At 69.9% G+C, this 24,976-nt stretch carries 25 protein-coding genes; 22 read left to right on the forward strand and 3 right to left on the reverse strand.

Going from position 1 to position 24,976, the window contains the following annotated elements:
- Positions 1-2 precede the first annotated feature (2 nt).
- The 10 genes from FBY40_RS03980 (at position 3) to FBY40_RS04025 (ending at position 8,723) form a co-directional block, all read left to right on the forward strand.
- The gene (locus FBY40_RS03980; protein ID WP_141936582.1) at positions 3-1,073 is read left to right on the forward strand and encodes a sugar phosphate isomerase/epimerase family protein; all 1,071 of its coding nucleotides are present in this window, start codon (positions 3-5) and stop codon (positions 1,071-1,073) included.
- On the forward strand, positions 1,066-1,845 hold the full coding sequence (locus FBY40_RS03985; protein ID WP_141936583.1) for a nuclear transport factor 2 family protein: 780 nt from the start codon (positions 1,066-1,068) through the stop codon (positions 1,843-1,845). Before FBY40_RS03980 ends, FBY40_RS03985 begins: the two co-directional genes overlap by 8 nt.
- Before the next feature lie 9 nt (positions 1,846-1,854).
- Positions 1,855-2,271 (forward strand): C-glycoside deglycosidase beta subunit domain-containing protein, encoded by a 417-nt coding sequence (locus tag FBY40_RS03990; protein ID WP_141936585.1) that lies wholly within the window; start codon positions 1,855-1,857, stop codon positions 2,269-2,271.
- 83 nt (positions 2,272-2,354) lie between these two features.
- Entirely contained in the window at positions 2,355-3,521 is a 1,167-nt protein-coding gene (locus FBY40_RS03995) for a Gfo/Idh/MocA family protein (protein ID WP_141940007.1), read from the forward strand.
- Between the two features lie 141 nt (positions 3,522-3,662).
- Positions 3,663-4,670, forward strand: a complete 1,008-nt coding sequence (locus FBY40_RS04000; protein WP_141936586.1) for a sugar phosphate isomerase/epimerase family protein — start codon at positions 3,663-3,665, stop codon at positions 4,668-4,670.
- Between the two features lie 3 nt (positions 4,671-4,673).
- Positions 4,674-5,546 (forward strand): ThuA domain-containing protein, encoded by an 873-nt coding sequence (locus FBY40_RS04005; protein WP_141936588.1) that lies wholly within the window; start codon positions 4,674-4,676, stop codon positions 5,544-5,546.
- Positions 5,547-5,609: 63 nt separating this feature from the next.
- The gene (locus FBY40_RS04010; protein ID WP_141936589.1) at positions 5,610-6,152 is read left to right on the forward strand and encodes a hypothetical protein; all 543 of its coding nucleotides are present in this window, start codon (positions 5,610-5,612) and stop codon (positions 6,150-6,152) included.
- A gap of 23 nt (positions 6,153-6,175) precedes the next feature.
- Complete coding sequence (locus FBY40_RS04015; RefSeq protein WP_141936590.1) at positions 6,176-6,793, forward strand: histidine phosphatase family protein; 618 nt, start codon at positions 6,176-6,178, stop codon at positions 6,791-6,793.
- 246 nt (positions 6,794-7,039) lie between these two features.
- On the forward strand, positions 7,040-8,248 hold the full coding sequence (gene dinB / locus FBY40_RS04020; RefSeq protein WP_141936592.1) for a DNA polymerase IV: 1,209 nt from the start codon (positions 7,040-7,042) through the stop codon (positions 8,246-8,248).
- Positions 8,249-8,336: 88 nt separating this feature from the next.
- A complete protein-coding gene (locus FBY40_RS04025; protein WP_141936594.1) occupies positions 8,337-8,723 on the forward strand; it encodes a hypothetical protein in 387 nt (128 codons plus the stop codon).
- Between the two features lie 15 nt (positions 8,724-8,738).
- Here the strand turns inward: FBY40_RS04025 and FBY40_RS04030 are convergent, their stop codons facing one another.
- Genes FBY40_RS04030 through FBY40_RS04040 form a run of 3 tightly spaced genes read right to left on the reverse strand, consistent with a single transcriptional unit; the run spans position 8,739 to position 11,444 of the window.
- Complete coding sequence (locus FBY40_RS04030) at positions 8,739-9,743, reverse strand: restriction endonuclease subunit R (protein WP_141936596.1); 1,005 nt, start codon at positions 9,741-9,743, stop codon at positions 8,739-8,741.
- Entirely contained in the window at positions 9,733-10,143 is a 411-nt protein-coding gene (locus FBY40_RS17260) for a hypothetical protein (RefSeq protein WP_160141341.1), read from the reverse strand. Before FBY40_RS17260 ends, FBY40_RS04030 begins: the two co-directional genes overlap by 11 nt.
- 53 nt (positions 10,144-10,196) lie before the next feature.
- Positions 10,197-11,444 carry an ROK family protein gene (locus FBY40_RS04040; protein ID WP_141936599.1) on the reverse strand — a complete coding sequence of 416 codons (1,248 nt, stop codon included), beginning with the start codon at positions 11,442-11,444 and terminating at the stop codon, positions 10,197-10,199.
- Between the two features lie 124 nt (positions 11,445-11,568).
- Between FBY40_RS04040 and FBY40_RS04045 the strand changes: the two genes are divergently transcribed.
- The 12 genes from FBY40_RS04045 (at position 11,569) to FBY40_RS04100 (ending at position 24,961) form a co-directional block, all read left to right on the forward strand.
- Entirely contained in the window at positions 11,569-12,600 is a 1,032-nt protein-coding gene (locus FBY40_RS04045; protein ID WP_141936601.1) for a Gfo/Idh/MocA family protein, read from the forward strand.
- Entirely contained in the window at positions 12,597-13,427 is an 831-nt protein-coding gene (locus FBY40_RS04050; protein ID WP_141936603.1) for a hypothetical protein, read from the forward strand. Before FBY40_RS04045 ends, FBY40_RS04050 begins: the two co-directional genes overlap by 4 nt.
- Before the next feature lie 104 nt (positions 13,428-13,531).
- Entirely contained in the window at positions 13,532-14,542 is a 1,011-nt protein-coding gene (locus FBY40_RS04055) for a VOC family protein (protein ID WP_141936605.1), read from the forward strand.
- Between the two features lie 71 nt (positions 14,543-14,613).
- On the forward strand, positions 14,614-15,582 hold the full coding sequence (locus tag FBY40_RS04060) for a fumarylacetoacetate hydrolase family protein (RefSeq protein ID WP_141936607.1): 969 nt from the start codon (positions 14,614-14,616) through the stop codon (positions 15,580-15,582).
- Complete coding sequence (locus FBY40_RS04065) at positions 15,579-16,595, forward strand: cyclase family protein (RefSeq protein WP_141936609.1); 1,017 nt, start codon at positions 15,579-15,581, stop codon at positions 16,593-16,595. The genes FBY40_RS04060 and FBY40_RS04065 overlap by 4 nt, the downstream gene beginning before the upstream one ends.
- A gap of 36 nt (positions 16,596-16,631) precedes the next feature.
- Positions 16,632-17,783: an FAD-dependent monooxygenase gene (locus FBY40_RS04070; RefSeq protein WP_141936611.1), complete on the forward strand. Its 1,152-nt coding sequence runs from the start codon at positions 16,632-16,634 to the stop codon at positions 17,781-17,783.
- Entirely contained in the window at positions 17,780-18,799 is a 1,020-nt protein-coding gene (locus FBY40_RS04075) for an amidohydrolase family protein (protein WP_141936613.1), read from the forward strand. The genes FBY40_RS04070 and FBY40_RS04075 overlap by 4 nt, the downstream gene beginning before the upstream one ends.
- Positions 18,796-19,779: a fumarylacetoacetate hydrolase family protein gene (locus FBY40_RS04080; protein ID WP_141936615.1), complete on the forward strand. Its 984-nt coding sequence runs from the start codon at positions 18,796-18,798 to the stop codon at positions 19,777-19,779. The genes FBY40_RS04075 and FBY40_RS04080 overlap by 4 nt, the downstream gene beginning before the upstream one ends.
- Positions 19,780-19,908: 129 nt before the next feature.
- Complete coding sequence (locus tag FBY40_RS04085; protein ID WP_141936617.1) at positions 19,909-21,405, forward strand: MDR family MFS transporter; 1,497 nt, start codon at positions 19,909-19,911, stop codon at positions 21,403-21,405.
- Between the two features lie 27 nt (positions 21,406-21,432).
- Entirely contained in the window at positions 21,433-23,025 is a 1,593-nt protein-coding gene (locus FBY40_RS04090) for a GMC oxidoreductase (protein ID WP_141936619.1), read from the forward strand.
- A 14-nt stretch (positions 23,026-23,039) separates the two neighbouring features.
- Positions 23,040-24,239, forward strand: a complete 1,200-nt coding sequence (locus FBY40_RS04095; protein WP_141936621.1) for a cysteine desulfurase-like protein — start codon at positions 23,040-23,042, stop codon at positions 24,237-24,239.
- On the forward strand, positions 24,236-24,961 hold the full coding sequence (locus tag FBY40_RS04100) for a hypothetical protein (RefSeq protein WP_141936623.1): 726 nt from the start codon (positions 24,236-24,238) through the stop codon (positions 24,959-24,961). The genes FBY40_RS04095 and FBY40_RS04100 overlap by 4 nt, the downstream gene beginning before the upstream one ends.
- Positions 24,962-24,976: the final 15 nt, after the last annotated feature.

Genomic DNA, 24,976 nt, shown 5'->3' on the forward strand with positions numbered 1-24,976 from the left:
CGATGACCCTTCGACAGGCTCAGAACAGACCCGACGGTATCGCCGGAACCGGCATCAAGCTCGGCACCACCCTGTATTCGATGACGAGCGAGTTCGCCGCGGGCCTGTACACGCCCGAGACGCTCATCAAGGCCGTCCACGATGAGGGCATCGGCCCGGGTGTGGAGTTCAACATCGCGCAGCTGCTGCGCACGTACCCCGACGTCGATCAGGAGTTCGTGAAGCTCTGGTTCGATTCGCTGGAGAAGTACGGACTGGAGGCCAGCGCCGTCGGCACGAACCTCGACATGGGGCGCCGCAAGGACCGCGACATGACCCCCGACGAGGAGCACGACTTCCTCGCCCGGCAGCTCAAGACGGCGCACACGCTGGGCTTCAAGAGGGTGGTCATCCGCTCGCACGGCAAGGAGCTGCTGCGCGGTCTCCTGCCGCTCGCCGAGAAGTACGACCAGTACCTCGGCTACGAGATCCACGCGCCGTCGGGGCCGAACAACCCGCAGGTGCTGCAGATGCGCGAGATGTACGACGAGCTGCAGTCCGAGCGCCTCGGCTTCACCGCCGACTTCTCATCGACGATGCACTCGCTTTCGCCGACGCTGCTGACCACGCTCGCGCGCATGGGGATGGACGAGAAGCACTTCCCCGTCATGGACGAGATCTGGCACGAGCCCACCCCGATGCACGTGCGAAACCAGAAGTTCGAGGACTACCTGGTCGGCGAGGGCGTCGACCCGCTCACCTTCGGCCCGTTCACGAGGCTCGCCTTCAACATGCACGGGCTCGTGCCGCCGGAGGAGTGGCTGGACATCATGCCCCAGATGTTCCACGTGCACGCCAAGTTCTACGACATCGGCGCCGACGGTGAGGAGCCGGCGATGGACATCCCACGCATCGTGAAGCAGTTCGTCGTGGGGGGCTACCAGGGGTATCTCTCCAGCGAGTGGGAGGGACACGCCTTCCAGGACCTCGGCGAGGCCGACCCCATCGATCTCGTGAAGAAGCAGCATGCGCTCATGCGCAAAGCCATCGAAGACACCGTCGCCGAGCAGTCGAGGGAGACCGCGAATGTCTGACACCACCACTGTCTCGGTCGGCGAGCTCGCCGCCGAGCTCGCCGCTCTCCGCGAGGAGGTCGTCGCCGCCCGCGCTCTTGCGCAGCGCGCCGAGGATCGCGGACAGGTCGAGAACCTGTTCAACCGCTACATGTACCTCCACAACGCCTTCGAGGACGAGCAGATCATCCCGCTGTGGGTGAAGGAGGGCACCGAGGGCATCCGGGCCCGCTACACCAACGCCGGTCAGTACACGACGTGGCAGAGCGTCACCGACTACCACCGCGGTCGGCCCCACCCCGAGGGCAAGCTCATCCTGCACGCGACGACGACCCCCGTCATCGAGGTCGCCGCCGACGGCAAGACCGCCAAGGGCGTGTGGTTGATGGCAGGCACCGAGTCGGGTCTGACCGACCCGAAGGTCGCCGAGGCCTTCCCCGACATGTACTCCCCCGAAGAGGTGCTCGGCAAGAAGGTCTGGGCGCACTGGGTGTGGTGCAAGTACGCCATCGACTTCCTCAAGCAGGACGGCGAGTGGAAGTTCTGGAAGTTCCGCTGCTACGAGCTCGCCCGCGCGCCCTTCGAGGAGAACTGGGTGAGCTTCGGTCTGAAGAACCAGGGCGCGTTCGACCTCGACCTCATGTACTTCGGCGACGACGGCAAGCCCGTCTTCATGCCGCCCGCCGACGAGCCCGTGCCGTCGACCAACCACCCCTACAGCCCCGAGACGGTGCAGAAGCTCGAGCCGGCCCCGCCGGTTCCGCATGACACCTTCACCGACACCTACGCCTGAGGAACGACCATGGCAACGCACGACTCGCTCTTCCGCGACGACGACGTCCGTCGCACCGACGACGGCCTCGCCGTCTCGCTGCAGATCCCCTGGTACCGGAGCCTCTGGCTCTCCGCGGTCGACGACGTCGCCGCGACGGTCAACGGTGTCGAGGTCCCCACAGAGGACCTGCGCTTCGTCCTCGAGGGACGCGAATACCGCATCGAGGAGCTCCCCGAGCAGTGGGACACCCTCTGGTTCGTCGCCGAGCGCCCCGACGTCCGCATCCGCCTCGACGACCCGCCGGCCGCCGGCGAGAAGATCACCGTCGGGGTGGTGCTCACCATGCGCCTGCTCTACATGCAGATCATGCCGGGCGTGGACGGCGGACCTGGCCGGTACGTGACCAACCGTGTGCCTGTGGAACGGGAGCTGGTGCTCGCATGACCAGCTCTCGCTCGTTGAGCGAGCGTAGCGAGACCCGGTCGTTGAGCGAGCGTAGCGAGACGAAACGCCCGCTCCGCGTCGCGATGATCGGCTACGGCTTCATGGGCGCGGCGCACTCGGTCGGCTGGCGCCAAGCGCCGCGCGTGTTCTCGCTTCCCGAGGCCGTCGAGATGGCCGTCGTCGTCGGTCGCAACGCCGAGGCGGTGGCCGATGCCGCGGCCCAGTGGGGCTGGCAGGAATGGGCGACCAATTGGCGCGAGGTCATCGCGCGGGACGACATCGACATCGTCGACATCGTCACGCCCGGTGACTCGCACGCCGAGATCGCGATCGCCGCTTTGGAGGCCGGCAAGCACGTCCTCTGCGAGAAGCCGTTGGCCAATACGGTGGCCGAGGCCGAAGCGATGGCGGATGCCGCCGAGCGCGCGTCTGCGCGCGGAGTGCGCGCGATGGTGGGGTTCACCTATCGGCGCGTGCCCGCGGTCACCCTCATGCGCGACATGATCGTCGAGGGCGCGGTGGGCACCGTGCAGCAGGTGCGCGCGGCCTACCGGCAGGACTGGCTCGTCGACCCTGCGATGCCGCTGGCCTGGCGGCTGCAGAAGGAGCACGCGGGCTCGGGTGCGCTCGGTGACATCGGCGCGCACATCATCGACATGACCCAGTTCGTCACAGGACAGACGGTGGAGCGAGTGAGCGGCACCCTCGAGACGATCGTGAAGGAGCGACCGCTGCAGGCAGCCGGCTCGGGGCTCAGCGGCGAGGCCGGTGTCGGAACGGGCACGGTGACCGTCGACGACCTGGCGATCTTCACCGGCCGGCTCTCGGGCGGATCGCTGGCCTCGTTCGAGGCGACGCGTTTCGCGACGGGCCGGAAGAACGCCCTGACCGTGGAAGTCTCGGGGGATCGGGGAGCGCTCGCGTTCGACCTCGAAGACCTCAACAGCCTGCGGTTCTACGACCGCACCGCGCCCGAGGGGCGACAGGGCTTCACCCAGATCCTCGTCACCGAGTCGGTGCACCCGTATGTGGCCGCATGGTGGCCGGCAGGCCACATGCTCGGCTACGAGCACGGCTTCAGCCACCAGGTGGTCGACCTCGTCACCGCGATCGCCGAGGGCACCGACCCGCACCCGACCTTCGCTGAGGGACTCAGCGTGCAGCGCGTGCTCGACGCGGTCGAGCGGTCGAGCGCGAACGACGCCGCGTGGACACCGGTCGCCGCCGACGTCCTCGTCCCCGGTCGTTGAGCGAGCCCCTGCCCCCGGTCGTTGAGCGAGCGGAGCGAGTCGAAACGCCCGGAACCGGTGTGGGCACGGGGCCCGAGTCGTTTCGTCTCGGTCGCTCCGCTCCCTCGCTCAACGAACGAAATTCACGAAGGAGTCAATGAGATGGCACGTCCGATCACGTTGTTCACCGGCCAGTGGGCGGATCTTCCGTTCGAGGAGGTGGCGCGTTTGGCGGGCGAGTGGGGGTACGACGGGTTGGAGATCGCCTGCTGGGGCGATCACCTGGATGTGTCCCGGTGGGATGACGCGGAGTACGTCCAGTCGCGGAAGGACATCCTGGAGCGCAACGGGCTGAGGGTGTGGGCGATCTCGAATCACCTCACCGGTCAGGCGGTGTGCGACGACCCGATCGACCAGCGGCACCGCGACATCCTCTCCGACCGGGTGTGGGGCGACGGCGACCCCGAGGGTGTGCGCCGGCGGGCGGCGGAAGACCTCAAAGACACCGCGCGGATGGCGGCGAAGCTGGGTGTGACGCAGGTGAACGGGTTCACCGGGTCATCCATCTGGAAAGCCGTCGCCATGTTCCCGCCCGCCTCGGAGGAGTGGATCGACGCCGGCTACCAGGACTTCGCCGACCGGTGGCATCCGATCCTCGACGTCTTCGAGGAGGAGGGCGTGCGGTTCGGGCTCGAGGTGCACCCGTCCGAGATCGCGTACGACTACTGGACGGCCAAGCGGACGCTCGAGGCGATCGGCCACCGGAAGAGCTTCGGCCTCAACTTCGACCCGTCGCATTTCATGTGGCAGCAGCTGGATCCGGTCGCCTTCGTGCTCGACTTCGCCGACCACATCTTCCACGTGCACGTGAAGGAGTCGGTCACCAACCTGGACGGGCGCAACGGCGTGCTCGGCTCGCACCTGGGGTGGGCGAACCCGCGCCGCGGCTGGACGTTCGTCTCGACCGGTCACGGCGCGGTGCCGTGGGAGCCGATCTTCCGCGCTCTGAACGCGATCGGCTATGACGGGCCCACCAGCGTCGAATGGGAGGACGCCGGGATGGACCGCCTCATCGGCGCGCCCGAAGCCCTGCAGTTCGTGCGCACGCTCAACGCCATCACCCCGCCCGCCGCGGCTTTCGACGCCGCGTTCTCCACCAAGGCGGATTGACTCGTGACCGACATCCTCAACGTCCTCATCCTCTCGGGCCATATGACCCGCGAGCACGACAACGAGCATCGCAGCTTCCGGTTGCACAACCAGTGGATCACGACGCTGCTCGAAGACACCGGCCGCTTCAAGGTGCGCGTCGTGGAGGATCCGCGAGGGCTCGGCGCCGAGGTCATCGACAAGTACGACGTGCTGATCGTCGTCTTCGAGGGTCGCGACGGCTTCTTCGAGAAGGCCGTCGGGTTCGGCGCGGAGACGGACGCCGCGATCCTGAGGTTCGTCCACGACGACGGAAAGGGCATCGTCTGGTTCCACGGGTCGGCCGCGCAGGAGGACCGCTGGGGCTATCCCGAGGAGTACAACGTCATGCGCGGGGCGAAGCTCAGCGCGTACGAGACGGGTCTTCGTCCTCGCCCGTGGGGTGAGGCGCAGCTCGATACGGTCGAGCCGCGGCATCCGATCACCGAGGGGATCAGCGCCCGCTGGACTGTGACCGGTGACGACATCCTCACCGGCGTCGACCTGTACGAGGGTGCCCAGGTGCTGTTGACGACCTTCGACGATCTCGAGGCGTACGAGAAGGCACCGGTGTGGCCGATGTCGCACTACCCGGTCGAGATCCCCGAGGGGGGCATCGCCGCACTCAACGGCATGAACACCGACCAGCCGATCGCCTGGATCAACGAGTACGGTGCAGGCCGGTCGTTCACGATCACGATCGGACACGATATCGACACGTTCCGGCGCATCGAATTCATCCGCATGTTCCCGCGCGGCGTCGAGTGGGCGGCCACGGGAGAGGTCACCCTCACGGGCCCCGACCGCCGTGGCGAGCGTCGCTTCCTCCCCTGGCCGTACTACAACCGCGAGGGCTGAGTCCGGCAGCCACGCGCCCACGCTTCTCGGCCCGGCGCACTCGCGTCGGGTTACGGTGGGCCCATGCGGTCTCGATTGATGGCGCTTCCCGGCGTCCTGATCTGCGGCGCGGTGATGGCGGCGTGCACCGGTGGCCCGCCCGAACCGCCGGAGACTCCGCCCGCGGTGACCGGCGACCCCGCCGCCCGCGCACAGGCCGCGGCATGGCTGGATGCCGCCGCTCTCCCGCCCGGAGCCGTGCGGTCGGACGCGGGTGTCGCCGAGTTCCTCTCCTTCACGGGGTGGCCGTGCACGCCGGTCGAGGAGCTCGAGGGCTACTGGGCCGTTCCCGAATCGACGGTAGCGGAAACAGCGAACTGGCTGCTGGCCAATCCGACCGCCGATCTGGTCACGACCGGGATCGGTCCCTACCCCGACGACTCCGAGCTCGACAACGTGACCGTCGGCTACATCCCGGCTGAGGGTTCGCAGGAGGGCGTCGTCTACACGGTCGTGCAGACGGCCGACGGCGTCGCGGTGCGCGCCGAGGTCGCCGCCCTCACCGAATCGGCGGTGTGTCCGGAGCTGCCGGACGGCGGAACGCTCGGACCTCCCGGCCAGGGCTGAGGGCAGGGCAGGATGAAGGGGTGATGAGCACCGCAAGTACCGAACCCCGGGGAACGATGGTCCTCGTCCGACACGGCGAGACCGAGTGGAGCAAGACCGGGCGCCACACCGGGCTCACCGACATCCCGCTCACCGAGACCGGCGTCTACAAGTCCGAGCTCGCCGGCACGCTCCTCGCGACCCGTCGCTTCGACCTCGTGCTCACCAGCCCGCTCCGCCGCGCCGTCGATACCGCCCGATACGCGGGTTTCCCCGACGCCCAGCCCGATGAGCGCCTCCACGAGTGGGACTACGGTGCGTACGAAGGGCTCACCACCCCCGAGATCATCGCGCAGCTCGGCCACCCCTGGTCGATCTGGGACGACGGTGCCCCCGCGGGCGAGACTCCCGGCGAGGGCATCGCTGCCGTCACCGCCCGCGCACAGTCGCTGCTGGACGACATCCGTCCGCGCCTCGAGCGCAGCGAGCACGTGCTGATGTTCTCCCACGCCCACTTCATCCGCGCCCTCACCGGCACGTGGCTCGGGCTCACCGCCGCCGGCGGGCGCTACTTCTGGCTCGGCACGTCGGCGGTCAATGAGCTCGGCTTCGAGCACGGGCGGCCGGTCGTGCTGCAGTGGAACCACGTGCGCGGGCGCTGAGTCTCGCGAGGCGATTTCACCCCGCCGACGCGAATGATCGAGGTGGCGAATCTGGTCGCCGGCGAGCCTGAAATGCGACCATCTGTGTCTCCTTGATCGCATCACTGCCATCGAGGTGGCACAGATCGCCGCCCACGCCGACCAGAGGCGACCAATTCCGCCACCTCGGTCACGCAGCCTGCGAGCCCGCGCTGGCCGCCGATGTCGCACCCCCGTGCGACGATGCGCGCGGGGAGGGAGGTGTCGATGCGCGACACGGCGACGGTGCTGCACGCCGACCTCGACGCGTTCTACGCCTCGGTCGAGCAGCGCGACGCTCCCGCCCTGCGTGGGCGACCGGTGATCGTCGGGGGCGGAGTCGTGCTCGCCGCCAGCTACGAGGCGAAGGCGCGCGGGGTGCGTACCGCGATGGGCGGACGCCAGGCGCGGGAGCTCTGCCCCGATGCCATCGTCGTGCCCCCGCGCATGGAGGCGTACTCGGCCGCGAGCAGGGCGGTGTTCGACATCTTCCGCGACACCACCCCGCTCGTCGAGGGGCTCTCGATCGACGAGGCCTTCCTCGAGGTCGGCGGACTGAGACGCATCGCCGGTCCTCCCGCAGACATCGCCGCCCGCCTGCGCGAACGCGTTCGCGCCGAGGTCGGCCTCCCGATCTCGGTCGGCGTCGCCCGCACGAAGTTCCTCGCCAAGGTCGCGAGCGCCGTGAGCAAGCCCGACGGCCTCCTCGTCGTCGAACCGGGCGAGGAGGAGGCCTTCCTCCTACCGCTGCCGGTCGAGCGGCTGTGGGGCGTGGGCGCGAAGACCGCGGAGAAGCTGCACGGCCTCGGCATCCGCACCGTCGGTCAGCTCGCCGAGCTCGAGGCCGCGACGGCCGAGCGCCTCCTCGGAAGGGCAGCGGGCGCGCACCTGCACGCGCTCGCGCGCCTGCGCGACCCGCGACCGGTCGACACGACCCGCCGGCGCCGTTCGATCGGGTCGCAGCGGGCCCTCGGCACCCGTCCCCGCGCCCCCGACGAGCTCGACGTCATCCTCAGCCAGATCGTCGACCGGCTGGCTCGGCGGCTCCGCGACGGCGACCGGGTCTGCCGGAGCGTCGTCCTCCGCCTCCGCTTCGGCGACTACACAAAGGCGACGAGATCACGCACACTGCGGTTCCCCACCGATCGCACGTCGGTGCTCATCGACACGGCGCGGATGCTGCTGGCCGCCGCCCTTCCGACGATCACCGAGCGGGGCATCACCCTGATCGGCCTCTCGCTGTCGCATCTCGAGCACGCCGACAGCGTGCAACCCGAGCTCCCCCTCGACTTCAGCGGCGGCGATCAGATCGACGGCGCTCTCGACGATGTGCTCGACCGCCTTCGCGATCGCTTCGGCTCCGACGCTGTTGCCCGTGCTACGCAGCTCGGTCGTGATCCGGGGTGGTCGACGCCGATCCTGCCCGAGCACGAGTAGGTGGAGGGACCATCGGCCCCCACGGGCCGACCGTCTGCACGTACCGTGCGGTCATGAAGACCCATCGCGCGTTCCGGGATGCCGGGCGATGATCGTCTTCGTGGTGCTGGGCGTCGCACTGGGTGCCGCCGTCGGCATCCCGCTGGGTCGGCGCATCGACCGCACGCGGCCGCCGCAGCGGGCGAGCGCTCTGGCGTGGACAGCCCTCGCTCTCGGCATTGTCGCGGTCGGAATGCTTGCCAGCGCCCTCTTCCTCCCGCTGGCGCTTCCGGGCCCGACCGGCTCAGCCGTCAATTCCACGCCGGTGTCCATCGTGCTGTCCATGGCCGGGGTGACCGCTGCGGTCTGGGCGATCGCCCGAGGCGACCGCCGCTGGGTCTCGTGGACCGCGGGTGGGATCGCCGCGGTCCCCACCGTCTTCTGGACCGTCTTCGCGCTGGGCTATCTCATCGACCCGAATCCGGCGTCCGGGTGACGGCGCCTCGGGCGTTCACGCCGCGCCGAGCGCCTCGCGCGCCCCGGCGATGTGGTCCCTCGTCATCTGGGCGGGGTCGGAGTCGAGCCACTCGTGCCCGCCCCATTCGCTGGTGAGGACCCCGTCGAACCCTGTCGTCGCGAGCACGGCTCCGAGGTCGCGCACCGGCTGCCACACCCGGCCGTCGGCATCCTCGAGATCCCAGAACTTCAGATGGAACCCACTCACCAGGGGCAGGACCGGACGGATGGCATCGACCGACGACCGCCCGAACCGCACGATCATGTCCATGTACAACGTGTGGACCGGCTCCGGAACGCCGCCCGAACGAAGGACGTCCACGATCGCGGGCAGCGTCGCCGGATTGCGCCAGTCGTCACGCACCCGCTCGATCAGCGAGCCCGGCACACCTCCGCGCTCGAGCTCGTCGAGGTAGCTCACCGGCACCGCGGGCATGAGCATGCTGATGTCGATGAGCAGCCGCACATGGGGATCGTCCAGCTCGGCGATCACCTCGTACGCGCCCGCCGACGAAGGAGAGTCCGGCGTCTGCGACCCCTGCGCCTCTTCGAACAGCACGAGGTCGAGCTCATGGAGGAGGGGCTGGAGCCGCCGGAGAAGGCCCGGTCCCGCCTGGCCGATCGGCAGGCGCAGACCGACGGCGCCGAGCGCATGTGCGGCATGCAGCTGCGGTGCGAGGAACTCCAGGCGCTCCTCCTCCGTGCGACGCCGCGTCGGCGACATCCACTCATCCAGGCTGGCGCCGACGATGCTGACCCGCCCCCCGGCCGCTGCGAGGCGGTCACGCAGGAGGGCGGCCTCATCGGTGCGGGTGACGGGGAACGACCGCCACAGCTGGCCGGGTTCGATCTCGATGACCGGGCTCACGCGGTCGGCGACGATGTCCACGGCGATGGAGGTCGCGGCGCGCTCGGCCCGGATGACCTCGGGGGTCCAGTTGAAGGCGCTCGCCCCGATCACACGACGCGGAAGGGCGGATGCTGCGGCGTCAGGCAACATCGCGTGACACCGTCCCCGTGGCAGGCGCATCCAGGAGAAGGGTGCGCGCGGAGGCGAACGGGAGGCTGAGTGGACCGTCGGCGCCCGCGTCGAGGTACGGCACGATCAGCCGGAATCCGAGCGTCACCGCATGAGCGCCGGGTGCCAGCATCCGTCGCCCTTCGAGTCGGAGCCGATCCTGCACGAACCACCAGCCGCGCTCGAAGGCGAGGGCGGAGGGGGCGACGCGGCGATCGCCGACCCCCACGGCCGACACCGCGACGGGATCGCCGTCGACGGACAGTTCCCACCCGCCCGCGCTCCACACCGGCAGCGACCTGATCCAGGGGAGCGAGACTCGGAGGCTGAAGCCTTCGTCGGTGGAGCGCAGGGCGTCGTCGCGCAGGATGGGCAGACTCATGAAGCACGTCCTCGTGGTGTCTTTGACCTCGAAGATACATGCTTACGTCTGAATCAGGTAAAAGTAATGCGAGCGCTCGTGGGTCGCCCGTCCGCGAACCACCGGGCGAAAGTGACCTCGAAGAGCTGCTCGCGCGCGAGCTCGGCCCCGCCTCGAAGGGGTGCGTTGGGGTCGTTGACTGACTGCACGATCTCGAGGTCGCGCGTGGCGAGCGGCAGGGAGAGCTCGTACACCCGCTGTCGCACCTCGGCTAGGTAGAGCTCGCCGGCCGAGGCGACCGCCCCGCCGATCACGATGATGCCCGGGTTGAAGACGTTGACCAGCGTAGCGATGGAGCCCCCCACCACCCGTGCCGAGGCCTGGAGGAGCGAGATGGCCAGCGCGTCCCCATCCTCGGCCGCCAGGGAGATCGTCTCGGCGCTGAGGTCCTCGGGCGACAGGCGGCTCGCCTCGCCCGCCTCGATGCGCGCCTGCGCCTCGCGCACGAGCGCCCAGCCGCCGGCGACGGCCTCGAGGCACCCGATCTTGCCGCACCGGCAGGGGGCGTCGGATTCCGGAACGCGCACGTGCCCGATGTCGCCGGCCGAGCCGTTCGCGCCGCGGTGGATCCTTCCGCGCGAGAGCAGGCCCGCCCCGATCCCCGTGCCGATCTTGATGTAGACGAGGTCGGCGTGGTGGCGGTGCCGTTCGGCGCGCTCGCCGAGGGCGAGGAGATTCACGTCGTTGTCGACCCAGATGGGCGCGTCGAAGCGCTGCTCGAAACGTCGCCGGATGTCGAACCCGTTCCACCCCGGCATGATCGGCGGGGCGACAGGGCGACCGGTCTCGAAATCGACCGGACCCGGCACACCGACGGCGACCGACCAGACCGGGGCGTCGCCGGTGCGTTCGAGAACCTCGTCGACCATGCTCATGACGACGTCGAGGGTGTCGGCGGGGCCACGGGAGATCTCCCACGACCGGTGCACCTCGGCGAGCACGTCGCCGTCGAGGGCGGCGACGCCCACGTGGATGTGCAGCGCGCCGAGTGCGCAGACGATGATGCGGCCCTGGTCGGCGCGGAAGTGGAGGGTGCGGGGGGCTCGGCCGCCCGACGACGGGCCGAAATCGCCGTCGGCCAGGAAACCCATCTCGATCGCCTGGTCGACACGCTGCGTGACGACGCCGCGACCGAGTCCGGTGATGCGTCCGATCTCGGGGCGGGTTGTCGCTTCCCCGGTCCGGACGAGGTTCACGATGCGCAGCAGGCTGGTGACCTCGTCGGTCTGCGCCGCGAAACGTAGGGTGCTGTCTCTTGCCACGCTCGATTCTGACACAACCGATGCCCCTCATCGTCCATTTCGTTGACAACTAATGCCCGAAGTACTTTCACTTATGTAGTGTTCAGTCCTAAGAAGCACGAGCGGGAACGACGAGGGAGTCACCATGCGGGGAGTCGGCCTGATCGGTGCCGGGCCGGGCGGGTGGGCACTGCATGCGCCCACGCTTTCGCGCCTGGGCGGTGAGTTCCGCCTCGTCCACGTCTCCGACGGCGGCAGCGGGCGTGCCGCTGAGATCGCCGCCGCCCGGGGTGCGCGGAGCTCCACGGGCATCGACGACCTCCTCGCCGATCCCGCCGTCGAGGTCGTGGCGATCTGCTCCCCGCCCGAGGTGCACGCTGCCCAGGTTCTCGCCGCCGTCGAGGCCGGCATCCGGGTCATCCTCTGCGAAAAGCCCCTGGCCACCACCGTCGCCGACGCCGAGCGGGTGATCGAACGCTGTCGCGCGGCCCGCGTCGCGCTGGTCGTCGGCACGCACCACCTCTTCGATCCGGCGTGGGGCCGGGCGACGCACCACCTCACCGCCCTGTCCGGCGAGGTGCGGAGCGTGACGGTCACGCTCGCTCTTCCCCCCAACGACCGGTACCACCGGGCGGTGAGCGACGCCGCCCTTCCGCCTTCGACGCCGCGTCCGCGGCCCGATCTGTCCGACCCCGTGGTGGCAGGGCATGTCGCCCGAGCCCTCGTCTCCGGGCTCGTGATCCACGACCTTCCCCTCGTGCGGGATCTCGCGCGGGGCATCCCGCAGCTGGTCTACGCGACGCTCCTCCCGCCCATCGGCGTGGCGCTCGGGTGGACGGCCGGCGAGGTGGCGGTGCGTTCCTCCGCGGTCATGCTGCCCGAGGGCGCCGACGCGCTCTGGCGGCTGACGGTGCAGACCGACCGCGACCGCCTCGACATCGCGTTCCCGCCCGCCTTCGTGCACGCCGGAAGCGCGACGGTCACGGTGCGGAGCGCCGACGGCACCCGGACCGTCTACGCCGCCGACCCCGAAGACGGGTACGTCGCCCAGTGGGCGAACCTCGCCGCCCTCGCCCGCGGAGAACAAGCGATCGAGTACGACGAGATCCTCGCCGATGCCCGCTTCGCGATCGATCTGGCGGATGCCGCGGCCGCGGCGATCGGATCTGTCTCGTGATCGCGGTGTGGGCCTCCTCGGGCGTTGCCCGGCCGGTCGCCGTGGCGGTGGACTCCCTCGCGGCCCATGCCGTCGCGGCGAGGACCGCCGCCGGCGCGCTCGCCGTCGTCGGGGGCGGCGGCTGGTGCGCAGCGGCCGGGGCGGCCCTGCGCTCCGGAGCACGCGCGATCCTCGTGCTGCACCCCGCCGGTGGCTCCGCTGCCGAGCTCAACGAGCTTCATGCGGCCGCCGGCGGCGTCGCGTTCATGGTCGAGCGGCGCCGCCGCCCCTCGCAGCTCACCGAGCAGGTCCGCGACCTTCTCACCGCGCCGGGGACCGGCGATGCGCCCGCCTCGCTCATCGAGATCGATGTCTCGGCCCCCGAGGCGGAGCTGACCGACGCGCTGACCGATGCGCTGGCGTGGGCCGACGTCATCGGCCGGACGTCACACCTCACCCTGGAGGGCCACGCGCCGACGCGGCACGGGGCGATCGCACGACTGACGGCGCGCACCGGGGTCGGCGGCGACACGCGGCCGACGAGCGTCGTCGTCACCGCGACCGCGATTCGAGCGGGGGCCGGAGCGCTTCGCGTGACCCTCCTCGCCTCCGTGCGCGTGGAAGTGGAGATCGACCTCGACGCCGGCACGCAGAGGGTGACCGTCACCGACCAGAGGGGTGCGACGACGCTCGCTCCCCCCTTCGAGGATCCCCTGCGTCACGGCCTCCGACAGGCGATCCGCCGCCTCGGCGGCGCCGAGCCCACGGATGATCTCGAGGCCCTGATCCGCGATCGCGCCTCCGCCGGTGGCATCCTCAACCCCCGTTCGCGGCATAAGTCAGTCTGATATCGGGCATCCGCATATTCGGATTCCCTTATGTCGCTAATCGACCGATAGTGGATCTGGGCGCCGAAGTCACACGCCCCCAGGGCTTTTTGAAAGGGTCGAAGATGATCAAGCTTCTCTCTCACCTCTCCTATGTCTCCATCACGACTCCCGACGTCGAGGCGTCGGTGAAGTTCTACGAGGAAGAGGTCGGTCTCACCGTCGTCGACCGCGTCGACGGCCGGGTCTACCTCCGCTGCTGGGGTGACTATTACGCCTATTCGGTGGTCGTCGTTCCCGGTGACGAGCCGTCGCTGGAGACGATGGCGTGGCGCACCTCGAGCGAGGAAGCGCTCGAGGAGGCCGTGAAGCGCATCGAGGCTGCGGGCGTTCAGGGGGAGTGGTTCGAGGCCCACAAGATCGGGCGCGCGTATCGCTTCGTCGGTCCCCAGGGGCACCCGATGACGCTGCACTGGAACGTCACGCGCCACCAGGCTCCGGGGCACACCGCGTCGATCTATCCCGACCGCCCCGAGAAGCGCAGCAAGATCGCCGGCGCCCCCCGCCAGCTCGACCACGTCACCATCGCCGCGCGCGACGTCGACGAGTTCGCGAAGTGGTACAACGAGGTGCTGGGCTTCCGCATCATGGCCCGCACCGTTCTCGACCAGGCTCCGATCTCGGTGTTCAGCGTGCTGACCACCAACGAGAAGTCGCACGACCTCGGCGTCGTCCTCGACGGCTCGACCCGCCCCGGCCGCATCAACCACTACGCGTTCTGGGTCGACACGTACGAAGAGCTCCTCATCGCCGCCGACACGCTCATGGAGCGCGACATCCCGATCGAGTACGGCCCCTCCATCCACGGAATCGGCGAGCAGACGTTCCTCTACTATCGCGAGCCCTCGTCGATGCGCATCGAGCTGAACACGGGCGGCTACCGCAACTACGTGCCGGACTGGACGCCCAACACCTGGAAGCCGTCCCTCGGATCGAGCAACATGTACCGCAACGGCGCCATGCCGATGTCGATGACCGAGTCGTTCCCGGCTGCCGACGGCCCCAGCGCGACCGAGGAGGGCGTGCCCGACGAGATCCGCGACGCGCTCATCAACCCGTACACCACGACCGGCTGATCCGTGCTCGATTCCCGGGGCGGCCGATGACCGGCCGCCCCGGGCACCACGTCAGGATTCGAGGAGGACTCATGACGACCCCACCCCCCGCCCCGTTCGCCCTCGCCCGCTACCGCGCGGGCGATTCCGTGCGTCTGGGCCTCGTCGCCGCAGATCGCATCCGGCCGCTCGGCGAGAGCGAGCTCGGCGCGGCGAGCCTGAACGCCTTCCTCGCCGCCCCGGACTGGTCACGACTGCAGACGCTGGCGGAGCAGACGGATGCCGCGTGGCAGCCCCTCGCCGAAGTCACCCTGATCGCCCCGGTGGAGCCCCGGCAGGTGCTGCAGGCCGGCGCGAACTACCGGACGCACGTGGTGCAGCTGATCATGGCGGGGCTGACCAAGGGCGGCGAGTCGGAGCTGAGCCCCGAGGAGCTGCGCGCGAAGGCCGAGAAGATCATGGACGCCCGGGCCGCCAGCGGCCGGCCCTTCATCTTCCTGGGTCTTGCGCAGTGCGTCGTCGGTGACGAGGTGCCGCTGGAGCTCCCCTCCTACAGCGACACCCACGACTGGGAGCTCGAGCTCGCCGTGGTGATCGGCCGCGAGGCATTCCGGGTGACCCCGGACGACGCGCTCGACCACGTCGCGGGGTACACGATCGTCAACGACATCACCACGCGTGACCGCGTGTTCCCGCCCGACGTCGGAGACATCGGCGCCGATTGGTACCGCTCGAAGAACGCGCCCGGATTCCTCCCGACCGGCCCGTACCTGGTGCCGGCCCCGTTCGTCGACCCGAGCGCGCTGTCCGTGCGCCTCGAGCTGAACGGCGAGGTCATGCAGGACGCGACGACGGCCGAGCTCGTCTTCGATGTGCCGACCCTCATTTCTGCGGCCTCGCAGACCCTTCCGCTCCTCCCGGGCGACCTCCTCCTCACCGGCAGTCCCGCCGGCAACGGGCAGCACTGGAAGCGATTCCTCCGGGATGGGGATGTCATGACGGGCACCATCGAGGGCCTGGGAACCCAGGTCGTCCGCTGCGTGGCGGAGGTCGGCGCGTGAGCGTGCACACCGAGACGACACGTCCGTCCGAGAACCCGGCCGACCTCGATCGCACCGACCCCGAGGGTGAGATCGCGGCCCGCGCCGCCGCGTACCGCAACTGGGGACGCTGGGGCGAGGATGACGTGCTCGGCACGCTGAACTTCATCGACGCTGACAAGCGCGTCGCCGCGGCATCCCTCGTCCGCGAGGGGGTCGTGGTCTCCCTCGCGCAGGCCTTCGACACCGACGGGCCCCAGACCGGCTGGCGGCGCCGGACGAACCCGGTGCACACGATGACCGACACCGGCACCGACGCCGAGCGGGGCGCCCAGGGCTTCCCGCACGGCATCGGCGGCGCCGACGACGTGATCGCGATGCCCCTGCAGTGCTCGACGCAGTGGGACGGCCTCGGCCACATCTTCGACCACGGCATGGCGTGGAACGGTCGCCGGGCGGGCGACGTCGTCACGAGCGACGGCGACCTCGTCACCGGTATCGAGCACACCCGCACCTCGTTCGTCACCCGCGGCGTCCTGCTCGACGTCGCCGCGTACCTCCGCCCCGACACGGGTGAGCTCGAGGACGGATACGCCATCTCGGCCGATGACCTCGAAGCGACGATCGCCGCTCAGGGCGAGTCGAGCCGGGTCGGGCGCGGTGACATCGTCGTGGTCCGCACCGGACGCTACGCCCGCACGCGCCGCGAGGGGTGGAACGGCTACGCCGGCGGCTCGGCCGCGGGGCTCTCGCTCACCACCGCCGGGTGGCTCCACCGCACCGAGATCGCCGGGATCGCCACCGACACGTGGGGCTTCGAGGTGCGGCCGAACGAGTTCGACGTGCCCTCCTTCCAGCCCCTCCACCAGGTCGTGATCCCCAACATGGGACTCTCGATCGGTGAGATGTGGAACCTCGAGGAGCTCACCGAGACCTGCCACCGTCTCGGCCGGTTCGACTTCTTCCTCGCCGCGCCGACCCTGCCGATCACCGGCGCGGTCGGGTCGCCCGTCAACCCCGTCGCCGTCCTGTAGGCGACACGCACACCCACAGAACAGGGAGGTTCTGAAATGACCCAGGAGCACAACACCTCCGTCGGCAAGGTCGCGATCGCCGGTGCCGGCGTCGCCGGGCTCGCCGCGGCGATCAGGCTCGCCGCCTCCGGCGTCGAGGTCGACCTGTACGAGTCCAAGCCCGAACTGACGGCGCTGGGGTCGGGGATCTCGCTGCAGGGCAACGCGCTCCGGGTCTTCGACGCGCTCGGCGCGTGGGACGACATCCGCGCCGCCGGTTTCGCGTTCGAGGGTCTGACGCTGCGCGCCCCCGGACCCGACGCGCCGGTCGTCGCGAACCTCCCCGACGTCAAGACCGGTGGTCCCGACTATCCGGCCGCGATGGGGATGCCGCGACCCGACCTCGCGCGGATCCTGCTTGAGCACGCCGAGAAGGCCGGTGCCCGCGTGCACTTCGGCCGCTCGATCACCGGGATCGACGCCCGTGCGAACGACGCGGTCGAGGTCTTCGTCGACGGCGAGTCCGCCGGCGAGTACGACCTGCTGATCGGCGCCGACGGGCTGAACTCCGCGATCCGCGAGATGATCGGCATCACCGAGAAGCCCGAACCGACGGGAATGGGCATCTGGCGCACCTTCGTGTCGCGGCCGGCCGAGGTCGAGCGCAGCGAGCTCTACTACGGCGGGCCCGTCTACATCGCCGGCTACACCCCCACGGGTGAGGACTCGATGTACGCCTTCCTCGTCGAGAAGGCGCAGGACCGCCAGGGTGTGTCCGACGAGGAGGCGACCCGCATCATGATCGAGGAGTCGCGCGCCTACGGCGGCCCCTGGAACGCGATCCGCGCCGACCTCGAGAAGGGCGCCCACGCCAACTACACGTGGTTCACCCAGCACCTCGTCGACGGTCCCTGGAACCGCGGCCGCGTCGTCATCATCGGCGACGCCGCACACAGCTGCCCGCCGACGATCGCGCAGGGCGCGGCCCAGGGACTGGAGGACGCCCTCGTGCTGACCGAGCTCCTCACCACCCGCGACACGGTCGACCAGGACCTCTGGGACACCTTCCACGCGCGGCGCCTGCCGCGGGCCAAGGCGGTCGTCGAGGCATCGGTTCAGCTCGGCCAGTGGCAGATCGACGGCAACCGCGACGCGGACGCCGGCGGCCTCATCTTCGGCATCGCCCAGCAGATGGCCCAGCCCGCATGAGCGCCGAGCATCCGGTCACCGACGTCCACGCGCACGTTCTGCTGCCGGCGCTGCACGCCGAGGTGGAGCGCCGCGCGCCCGACGAGGTGCGCGCCGCCGCCGAGCTCGACCTGCGTCGCAACGGCGCGGAGAGCCAGGCGGTGTCGGGCCCGATGGTCGGCTCGCGCATTCCGAAGCTCACCGACGTCGCGGTCCGGCTGGCCGACATGGACGCGCAGGGCGTCGACCGGCAGTGGGTGAGCGCCTCGCCGAACCACTTCTACCCGTGGGCGAACGAGGGGCTGTCGGTGTGGATCGCGATGGAGGCGAACCGTCTCATCGCCGAGCACGTCGCACAGGCCCCCGATCGGCTGACCGGGCTGGGAGTCGTTCCGCTCCAGCATCCCGAGCGTATCCTCGAGTGCCTCGACGACGCCGTCCTCGGCCGTGGACTCGCGGGAGTCGAGATCTCCTCGTTCGCCGGCGACGTCGAGCTCTCCGATGAGCGACTCGAGCCGTTCTGGGCACGCGCGGCCGAACTCGGCGTCGTGATCTTCCTCCACCCGTTCGGGTGCAGTCTCGACGAGCGTCTCGACCGGTTCTACCTCGCCAACACGGTGGGGCAGCCGGTGGAGAACGCGGTGGCGCTGTCGCACCTCATCTTCTCGGGCGTGCTCGACCGGCATCCCGATCTGAAGATCGTCGCCGCGCACGGCGGTGGGTACCTTCCCACGGTGATCGGGCGCTCCGATCACGCCTGGCGGGTGCGGCCCGATGCGCGCCGCTGCGCGCACCTGCCGTCGACGTACCTGTCGAAGCTGTGGTTCGACACGGTGGTGCACGACGCCCGGACGCTGCGAGCCCTCGTCGACGTCGCGGGCGGCGCGAAGGTCGTCCTCGGCAGCGACTACCCGTTTGACATGGGACTGGAAGACCCGGTCTCCTTCGTGCGGGACGCCGACCTTCCCGAGGAGATCACCCGGGCGATCCTGTCGGGGAACGCCGCCGAGCTCCTGCGGACGCGGGTGAAGGTATGAAGATCGCACGCTGGACCGGTGGGGGCGAGGGCTTCATCATCGAAGATCGCGTCGTGCCGTTCCCCGACGGACTGACCGTCGGCCGAGTGCTGGCGGGCGGACTGCCGCTCGCGCAGGCGCTGTACCACCGGGTCGCCGACAGTCGCACGATCGCCGATCACGGGCAGCCGCTCGCAGATGTCACGCTGCTGGCGCCCCTGCAGCCGGCCTCGGTCCGTGATTTCGTGACCTTCGAAGAGCACGTCGAGGGCGTGAGTGCGGGCGTCGAGGGCAAGAGCAACGTCGCCGACGAGTGGTATCAGGCGCCGACGTTCTACTTCACCAATCCGCACACGATCCTCGGACCGGGCCAACCGGTCAGCCCGCCGGTCACCGAGCGCCTCGACTTCGAGCTCGAGGTCGCCGTCGTCATCGGCGAGGTCGCCGGATCGACCGGGTCGAACCTCGACGCCGAGCAGGCGGCGGCGCACATCTTCGGGTACACGATCATGAACGACTGGTCGGCCCGTGACCTTCAGGCGCGGGAGATGAAGGTGCGCCTCGGCCCGGCGAAGGGCAAGGACTTCGGCACGAGCCTCGGTCCGTGGATCGTCACCGCCGACGAGCTCGCGCATCATCTCGACGACGACGGATTCCTGGCCATCCGCGCCGAGGTGCGGGTCAACGGCGTGCTCATCGGCGACGACCTCGTGTCGAACATGGGGTGGCCTTTCCCCGAGCTCGTCGCCTATGCCTCGCGCAACTCCCGCGTCGCACCCGGGGACGTGCTCGGCTCGGGGACGGTCGGAAACGGCGGATGCCTCGGCGAGCTGTGGGGTCGGAACGGCGACCTGACACCCCCGCCGCTGAAGCCCGGCGACACGGTGACGATGTCGGTCGAGGGCCTCGGCGAGCTGAGCGGCCAGGTCGGGGAGTACGTCCCGGCCCCCGACCTGCCCGCCGCGCGTCCTCGGCCACGGGTGCGACACCGTGCACTTTAGTTGCTTTTAGACCGAAGCTCACATAAAATGGACCTGACGTCGGGGTCCTCTGGGCCCGTTCCCGCCGTGATGGATCGGACGGGGCACACCGAGTCGCGTCGACGGCCCGATCGATCGGGCACATCGAATATGCCGCTCTCCCGCGCCAGGCTCCGCCTGCTCGTCTTCTCCCTTCTCACCGCCGCCTTCCTCGGCGCCCTCGATCACACGGTCGTCGCGACATCGCTCGCCACGGTCGCCGGCGACCTGGGTGCTCTGGAGCACATGAGCTGGGTGGTCGTCGGCTACACCCTCGCCGCGACCGTGCTGCTTCCCGTCCTCGGCAAGCTCGGCGACATCCTGGGGCCGCGGGCGGTCTTCTTGACGTCGCTCGTCGTCTTCATCGTCGCGTCGCTCGCGTGCGGCTTCGCCCAGGACATGACCCAGCTCGTCATCGCGCGCGTGCTGCAGGGCGCGAGCTCGGCCGGGCTGCAGCTGATGTCGCAGACAATCGTCGCCTACGTCACCACTCCGCGCGAGAGGCCTCGGTACCTCGCGATCATCGGCGCCGCCTTCCCGGTCGCCATCGTGCTCGGGCCCCTCTTCGGCGGTCTCATCACCGATTTCTGGGGATGGCCGTGGGTGTTCTGGGTCAATGTGCCCGTGGGCCTTGTCGCCCTGGTGCTCGCCCTCTTCGCGGTGCCGCACGTCGAACCCTCGGGAAGGCGCAGCTTCGACGTCCCGGGAGCGGTGCTCTTCACCGCGGCGATGGTCGCCCTGGTGCTCGCCGTGAGCTGGGTCGGCGACCCCGCGGCATCCGTTCCGGTGCTCATCGCCTTCGCGATCGCCGGGGTGGCCTTCACCGCGTTCTTCGTCGTGGAGGCCCGGGTCGCCGAGCCGTTCGTACCGCTGCGCGCGTTCCGCAACCGCACCGTCGCAGCGGGGATCGCCCTGTCGGGGATCATCGGGATCGGCCTGTTCTCGGTGACGGCCTACCTTCCGACGTACTTCCAGATGGCCTACGGCACCACCGCGACCGTGTCGGGGCTCGTTCCGATCGCCACGGTGTTCGGGATGCTGGTGGCCAACCTCGGCACCGGGTGGCTCGCCAGCCGCACGGGACGCTACCGGCCCTACCCGATCATCGGCACGACCCTGGGCGCCGTCGGACTGTTCATCATGTCGCTGCTGCCGGTCGGGCTCCCCCTCTGGGTGCCGATGGTGGTCATGGCGGTGGTCGGTCTCGGCACCGGCAGCTTCATGAGCCTCGTGATCGCCGTCGTGCAGTCGGCCACGCCGCGCAGCGAGACCGGCAGCATCACCGCGACGATCAACCTCGTCCGTCAAGTCGGCTCGACGGTGGCGACCGCCGTCATCGGCGGCGTGGTCGGTTTCGGCGTCGCCGCACGCCTGCCCTCCATGATCGATCCGAACGGGCTCACTCCGCAGGTCGTGCGCGAATCCTCCCTCGCCGTCCAGACCGAAGTCGCGGCGATCTACCGCGACGTGCTGGCCCCCGTCTTCCTCGCCCTCGCCGTCGTCTACGCCCTCGGCATCATCGCCGCGCTCCTCCTTCCCGGCGGCAGGCTCTCCGACGAGGCGCCTGCCGACATCACCGTCGACGCAGATCGCGTCGCCACACCCTGAACCCGCTCACTCGAACCAGGAGTCACCATGTCCGACACCCGCACCATCGCCATCGTGGGCAGCGGCCCGATCGGCAGCGCCTACGCGCGCACCATCCTCGAGGGCGCCCCTGACACGCGCGTCGTCATGTTCGAGGCAGGGCCCACCCTCACCGACCCTCCCGGCCAGAGCATCCGCAACATCGCCGATCCCGATGCCAAGGCGCGGGCGCGGGAGATGTCGCAGGGTCCGCAGGCCGGTGACTTCCGCTCGCAGCTCGGGATCCCCGAGTCGGTGGTCGTCGAGGGCATGTTCACCGCCCGTCAGGGCACGCACCTGCTCGACTTCGGCGGTCCGGGCTCCGCACATGCGCCGACCTTCGGAGCCGTGGCCGCCTCGACGAACGTCGGCGGTCAGGGAGCGCACTGGACGTGTGCGACGCCGGCGCCGCAGTTCAGCGAGCGGGTCGGATTCATCGACGACGTCGAGTGGGAGGAGCTCATCACCGAGGCCGGCCGCCTGCTGCACGTGCAGAGCGCCGCATTCGCCGACTCGCGGGTGGGTGAGGCGATCCGCTCGCTCCTCGACGAGGAGTTCGGCGCCGAGCTGCCCGACGGGTTCGGTCCGAGCACCCTCCCGGTCGCGGGCGACCCGCAGCCCGACGGCACGATGCGGTGGGCGGGAGCCGACGTCGTCCTCGGCCCGCTCGTCGAACCGGGTCATCCGCTCGCCGACCGCTTCGAGCTGCGCGACCTCACCCTCGTCCGCCGGATCGAGCACGACGGCACGCGCGCCACCGGTGTGTCCATCGAGGATCTCCGCACCGGGGAGCGCTCCACGGTCGACGCCGACCTCGTCGTCGTCGCCGCCGACGCGTTCCGCTCGCCGCAGCTGCTGTGGGCGTCGGGCATCCGTCCGCAGGCGCTCGGTCGGTATCTCACCGAGCATCCCGTCGTGATCTCCACGGTCGCCCTCGATGCCGAGAAGATGCGGCGCTTCGCCGACGAGTCCGACCTCGCCGAAGAGAAGGCACGCCGCGCGGTCAACCCCGTCGACCCCGTTGCCGCGGTCAACCGCATCCCGTTCTCCGAGCCCGATCACCCCTTCTCGCTGCAGGTGATGTATTCCGAGACCACGCCCTTCCTCATGGAGCCGGGCACCCCCTACGCCGAGAACGAGTGGGGCTACGTGAACATGGGCTACGGACTGCGCAAGCGCCCGCGCGTCGACGACGGAGTGCGCTTCGTCGACGATGAGCTCGACTGGCGCGGGTTTCCGAACATGACCATCGAGTACGCGCTCACCGACGACGAGGAGCGCGAGATCGCCGCGGCGACCGAACGCCTTCGTCGCGCCGGGAACGCACTGGGACACTTCGTCGCCGAACCGCGGCTGCTTCCGGCCGGATCGAGCCTGCACTACATGGGGACGATGCGGATGGGCGAGTCCGATGACGGCACGTCGGTCGCCGATCCCTGGTCGCGTGTCTGGGGGTTCGACAACCTCGTGGTGGGTGGCAACGGGCTGATCCCGACGGCGAACACCGTCAACCCGACTTTGATGAGCACCGCGATCGCCGTGCGCGGCGCGCGCAAGGCGCTCGAGCAGCTGCGCGCCGCGGAGGTGACCTCGGCCCGCTGAGCCATAGTGGCTCCATGAGCTTCGACATCGAGGGGTTCCGTGCGCAGTTCCCCTCCCTCGCCTCCGGCATCGCGCACTTCGACGGCCCCGGCGGCACCCAGACGCCCCTCGCGGTCGCCGAGGCGATCGCGCGCACGCTGACCGCGCCCCTGTCCAATCGCGGCTCGTCGGTGCGCAGCGAACGGAACGCGGATGACGCGGTCGCCGCGTTCCGTCTGGCGGCGGCCGATCTGCTGGCCGCCGACCCGCGCGGTGTGGTCTACGGACGGAGCGCCACGCAGCTCACCTACGACCTCTCCCGGACCCTCGCCGCCTCGTGGGCGGAGGGTGACGAGATCGTCGTGTCCGAGCTCGACCACGACGCCAACGTCCGCCCCTGGGTGCAGGCGGCCGAGGCACGCGGCGTGAGCGTGCGGTGGCTGTCGCTGGATCCGGCCACGGCCGAGCTCGACCTCTCGGGTCTCGACGAGATCGTCAACGACCGCACCCGGCTGGTCGCGGTCACCGCGGCATCCAATCTCCTCGGCACCATCCCGCCCGTCGCTCGCATCGCGGCCCGCGCCCACGCCGTGGGGGCTCTCGTCCACGTCGACGGTGTGCACTACGCCGCTCACGCATCGGTCGATGTCACCGCCCTCGGCGCGGACTTCTTCGTGTGCTCGCCGTACAAGTTCTTCGGTCCGCACTGTGCGGTCCTCGTCTCCGATCCGGCGCTGCTGGAGACCCTGCACCCCGACAAACTCGTCCCCTCGACCGACCAGGTGCCCGAGCGCTTCGAGCTCGGCACCCTGCCCTACGAGACCCTCGCCGGCGTCACCGCCGCGGTCGACGTGATCGCCGGGATCGCGCCGCCCGCCTCGTCTCGCCGCGAGCGCCTCGTCGCCGCGCACCACCTGATCGAGCGGCACGAGACGGCGCTGCGCGAACGCATCGAGACCCGCGTCGCCGAGCTCGGCCTCGAGGTGCATTCGCGCGCGGACCGACGCACGCCGACGCTCTACGTCACCCTCGGTGACCGGGTCGCGTCGGCGGCGTCGAGCTTTCTCGCCGAGCGCGACATCCTCGCCCCGTCGGGGAGCTTCTATGCCTGGGAGACCTTCCGGGCGCTCCGCCTCCCGGTCGAAGCCGGCATGCGCATCGGGGTCGCCGCGTACACGAGCGACGACGACGTCGATCGCCTCCTCGAAGGACTTTCGGAGTTTCTGACACGATGACCGCCCCTGCCCCTGCCCCTGCCCCTGCCCCCGCGCCCGCCCCCGCGTCCTCGGCCGCCGAGCCGCCGCGCCTGTCCGGCCTCTTCGGCGACATGGAGCTGCTCGTCGTCATCCTTCTCGGCATCGTCTCGGTGTCCACCGCCTACACCTCGTTCCAGTCGACGCTGTACGACGGTCTCACCGCGTCGTCGTACTCGCAGGCGCAGAACACACAGACCGAGGCCGAGTCGCTGTACCTCGAGGCGAACCAGACCTACGTGCAGGACGTCCAGACCTGGGGTCGGCTCACCGAACTGTCGGTCGACATGGACAACCCCGACCCCGTGATCGCCGACGCCGCGAGTGCGAAGTTCGACACCCTCCAGTTCGTGCTCGTCGATGAGATCTTCGATGCGGCCATCACCTGGTCCGACGAGGAGACCACCGCCACCGGCGATTACGTCGGGCCGTTCGAGTCGGAGGAGTACTTCGCCGCCCGCTTCGGTGCCTGGGCCGAAGAGGATGACCGCAGCACGGCGCTCTTCGAGAGTGCGGAGGAGTACAACACCCTCGGTGACCGGCTGCAGCTGAACACCGTGCTGATGGCGATCACCCTGTTCCTCCTCGGTGTCGCCGCGGTGGTCAAGCGCCGTCGCATCCAGTGGATCCTCATCGGATTCGGTATGTCGATCTTCACCGTCGCCGCCGTGCTGACCGCCCTGGTGCCGTTCGCCTGGTTCTGATCGGATGGGTTCTGA

Origin of the sequence: Microbacterium sp. SLBN-154 (assembly GCF_006715565.1) — a bacterium.
Classification (GTDB): Bacteria; Actinomycetota; Actinomycetes; order Actinomycetales; family Microbacteriaceae; genus Microbacterium.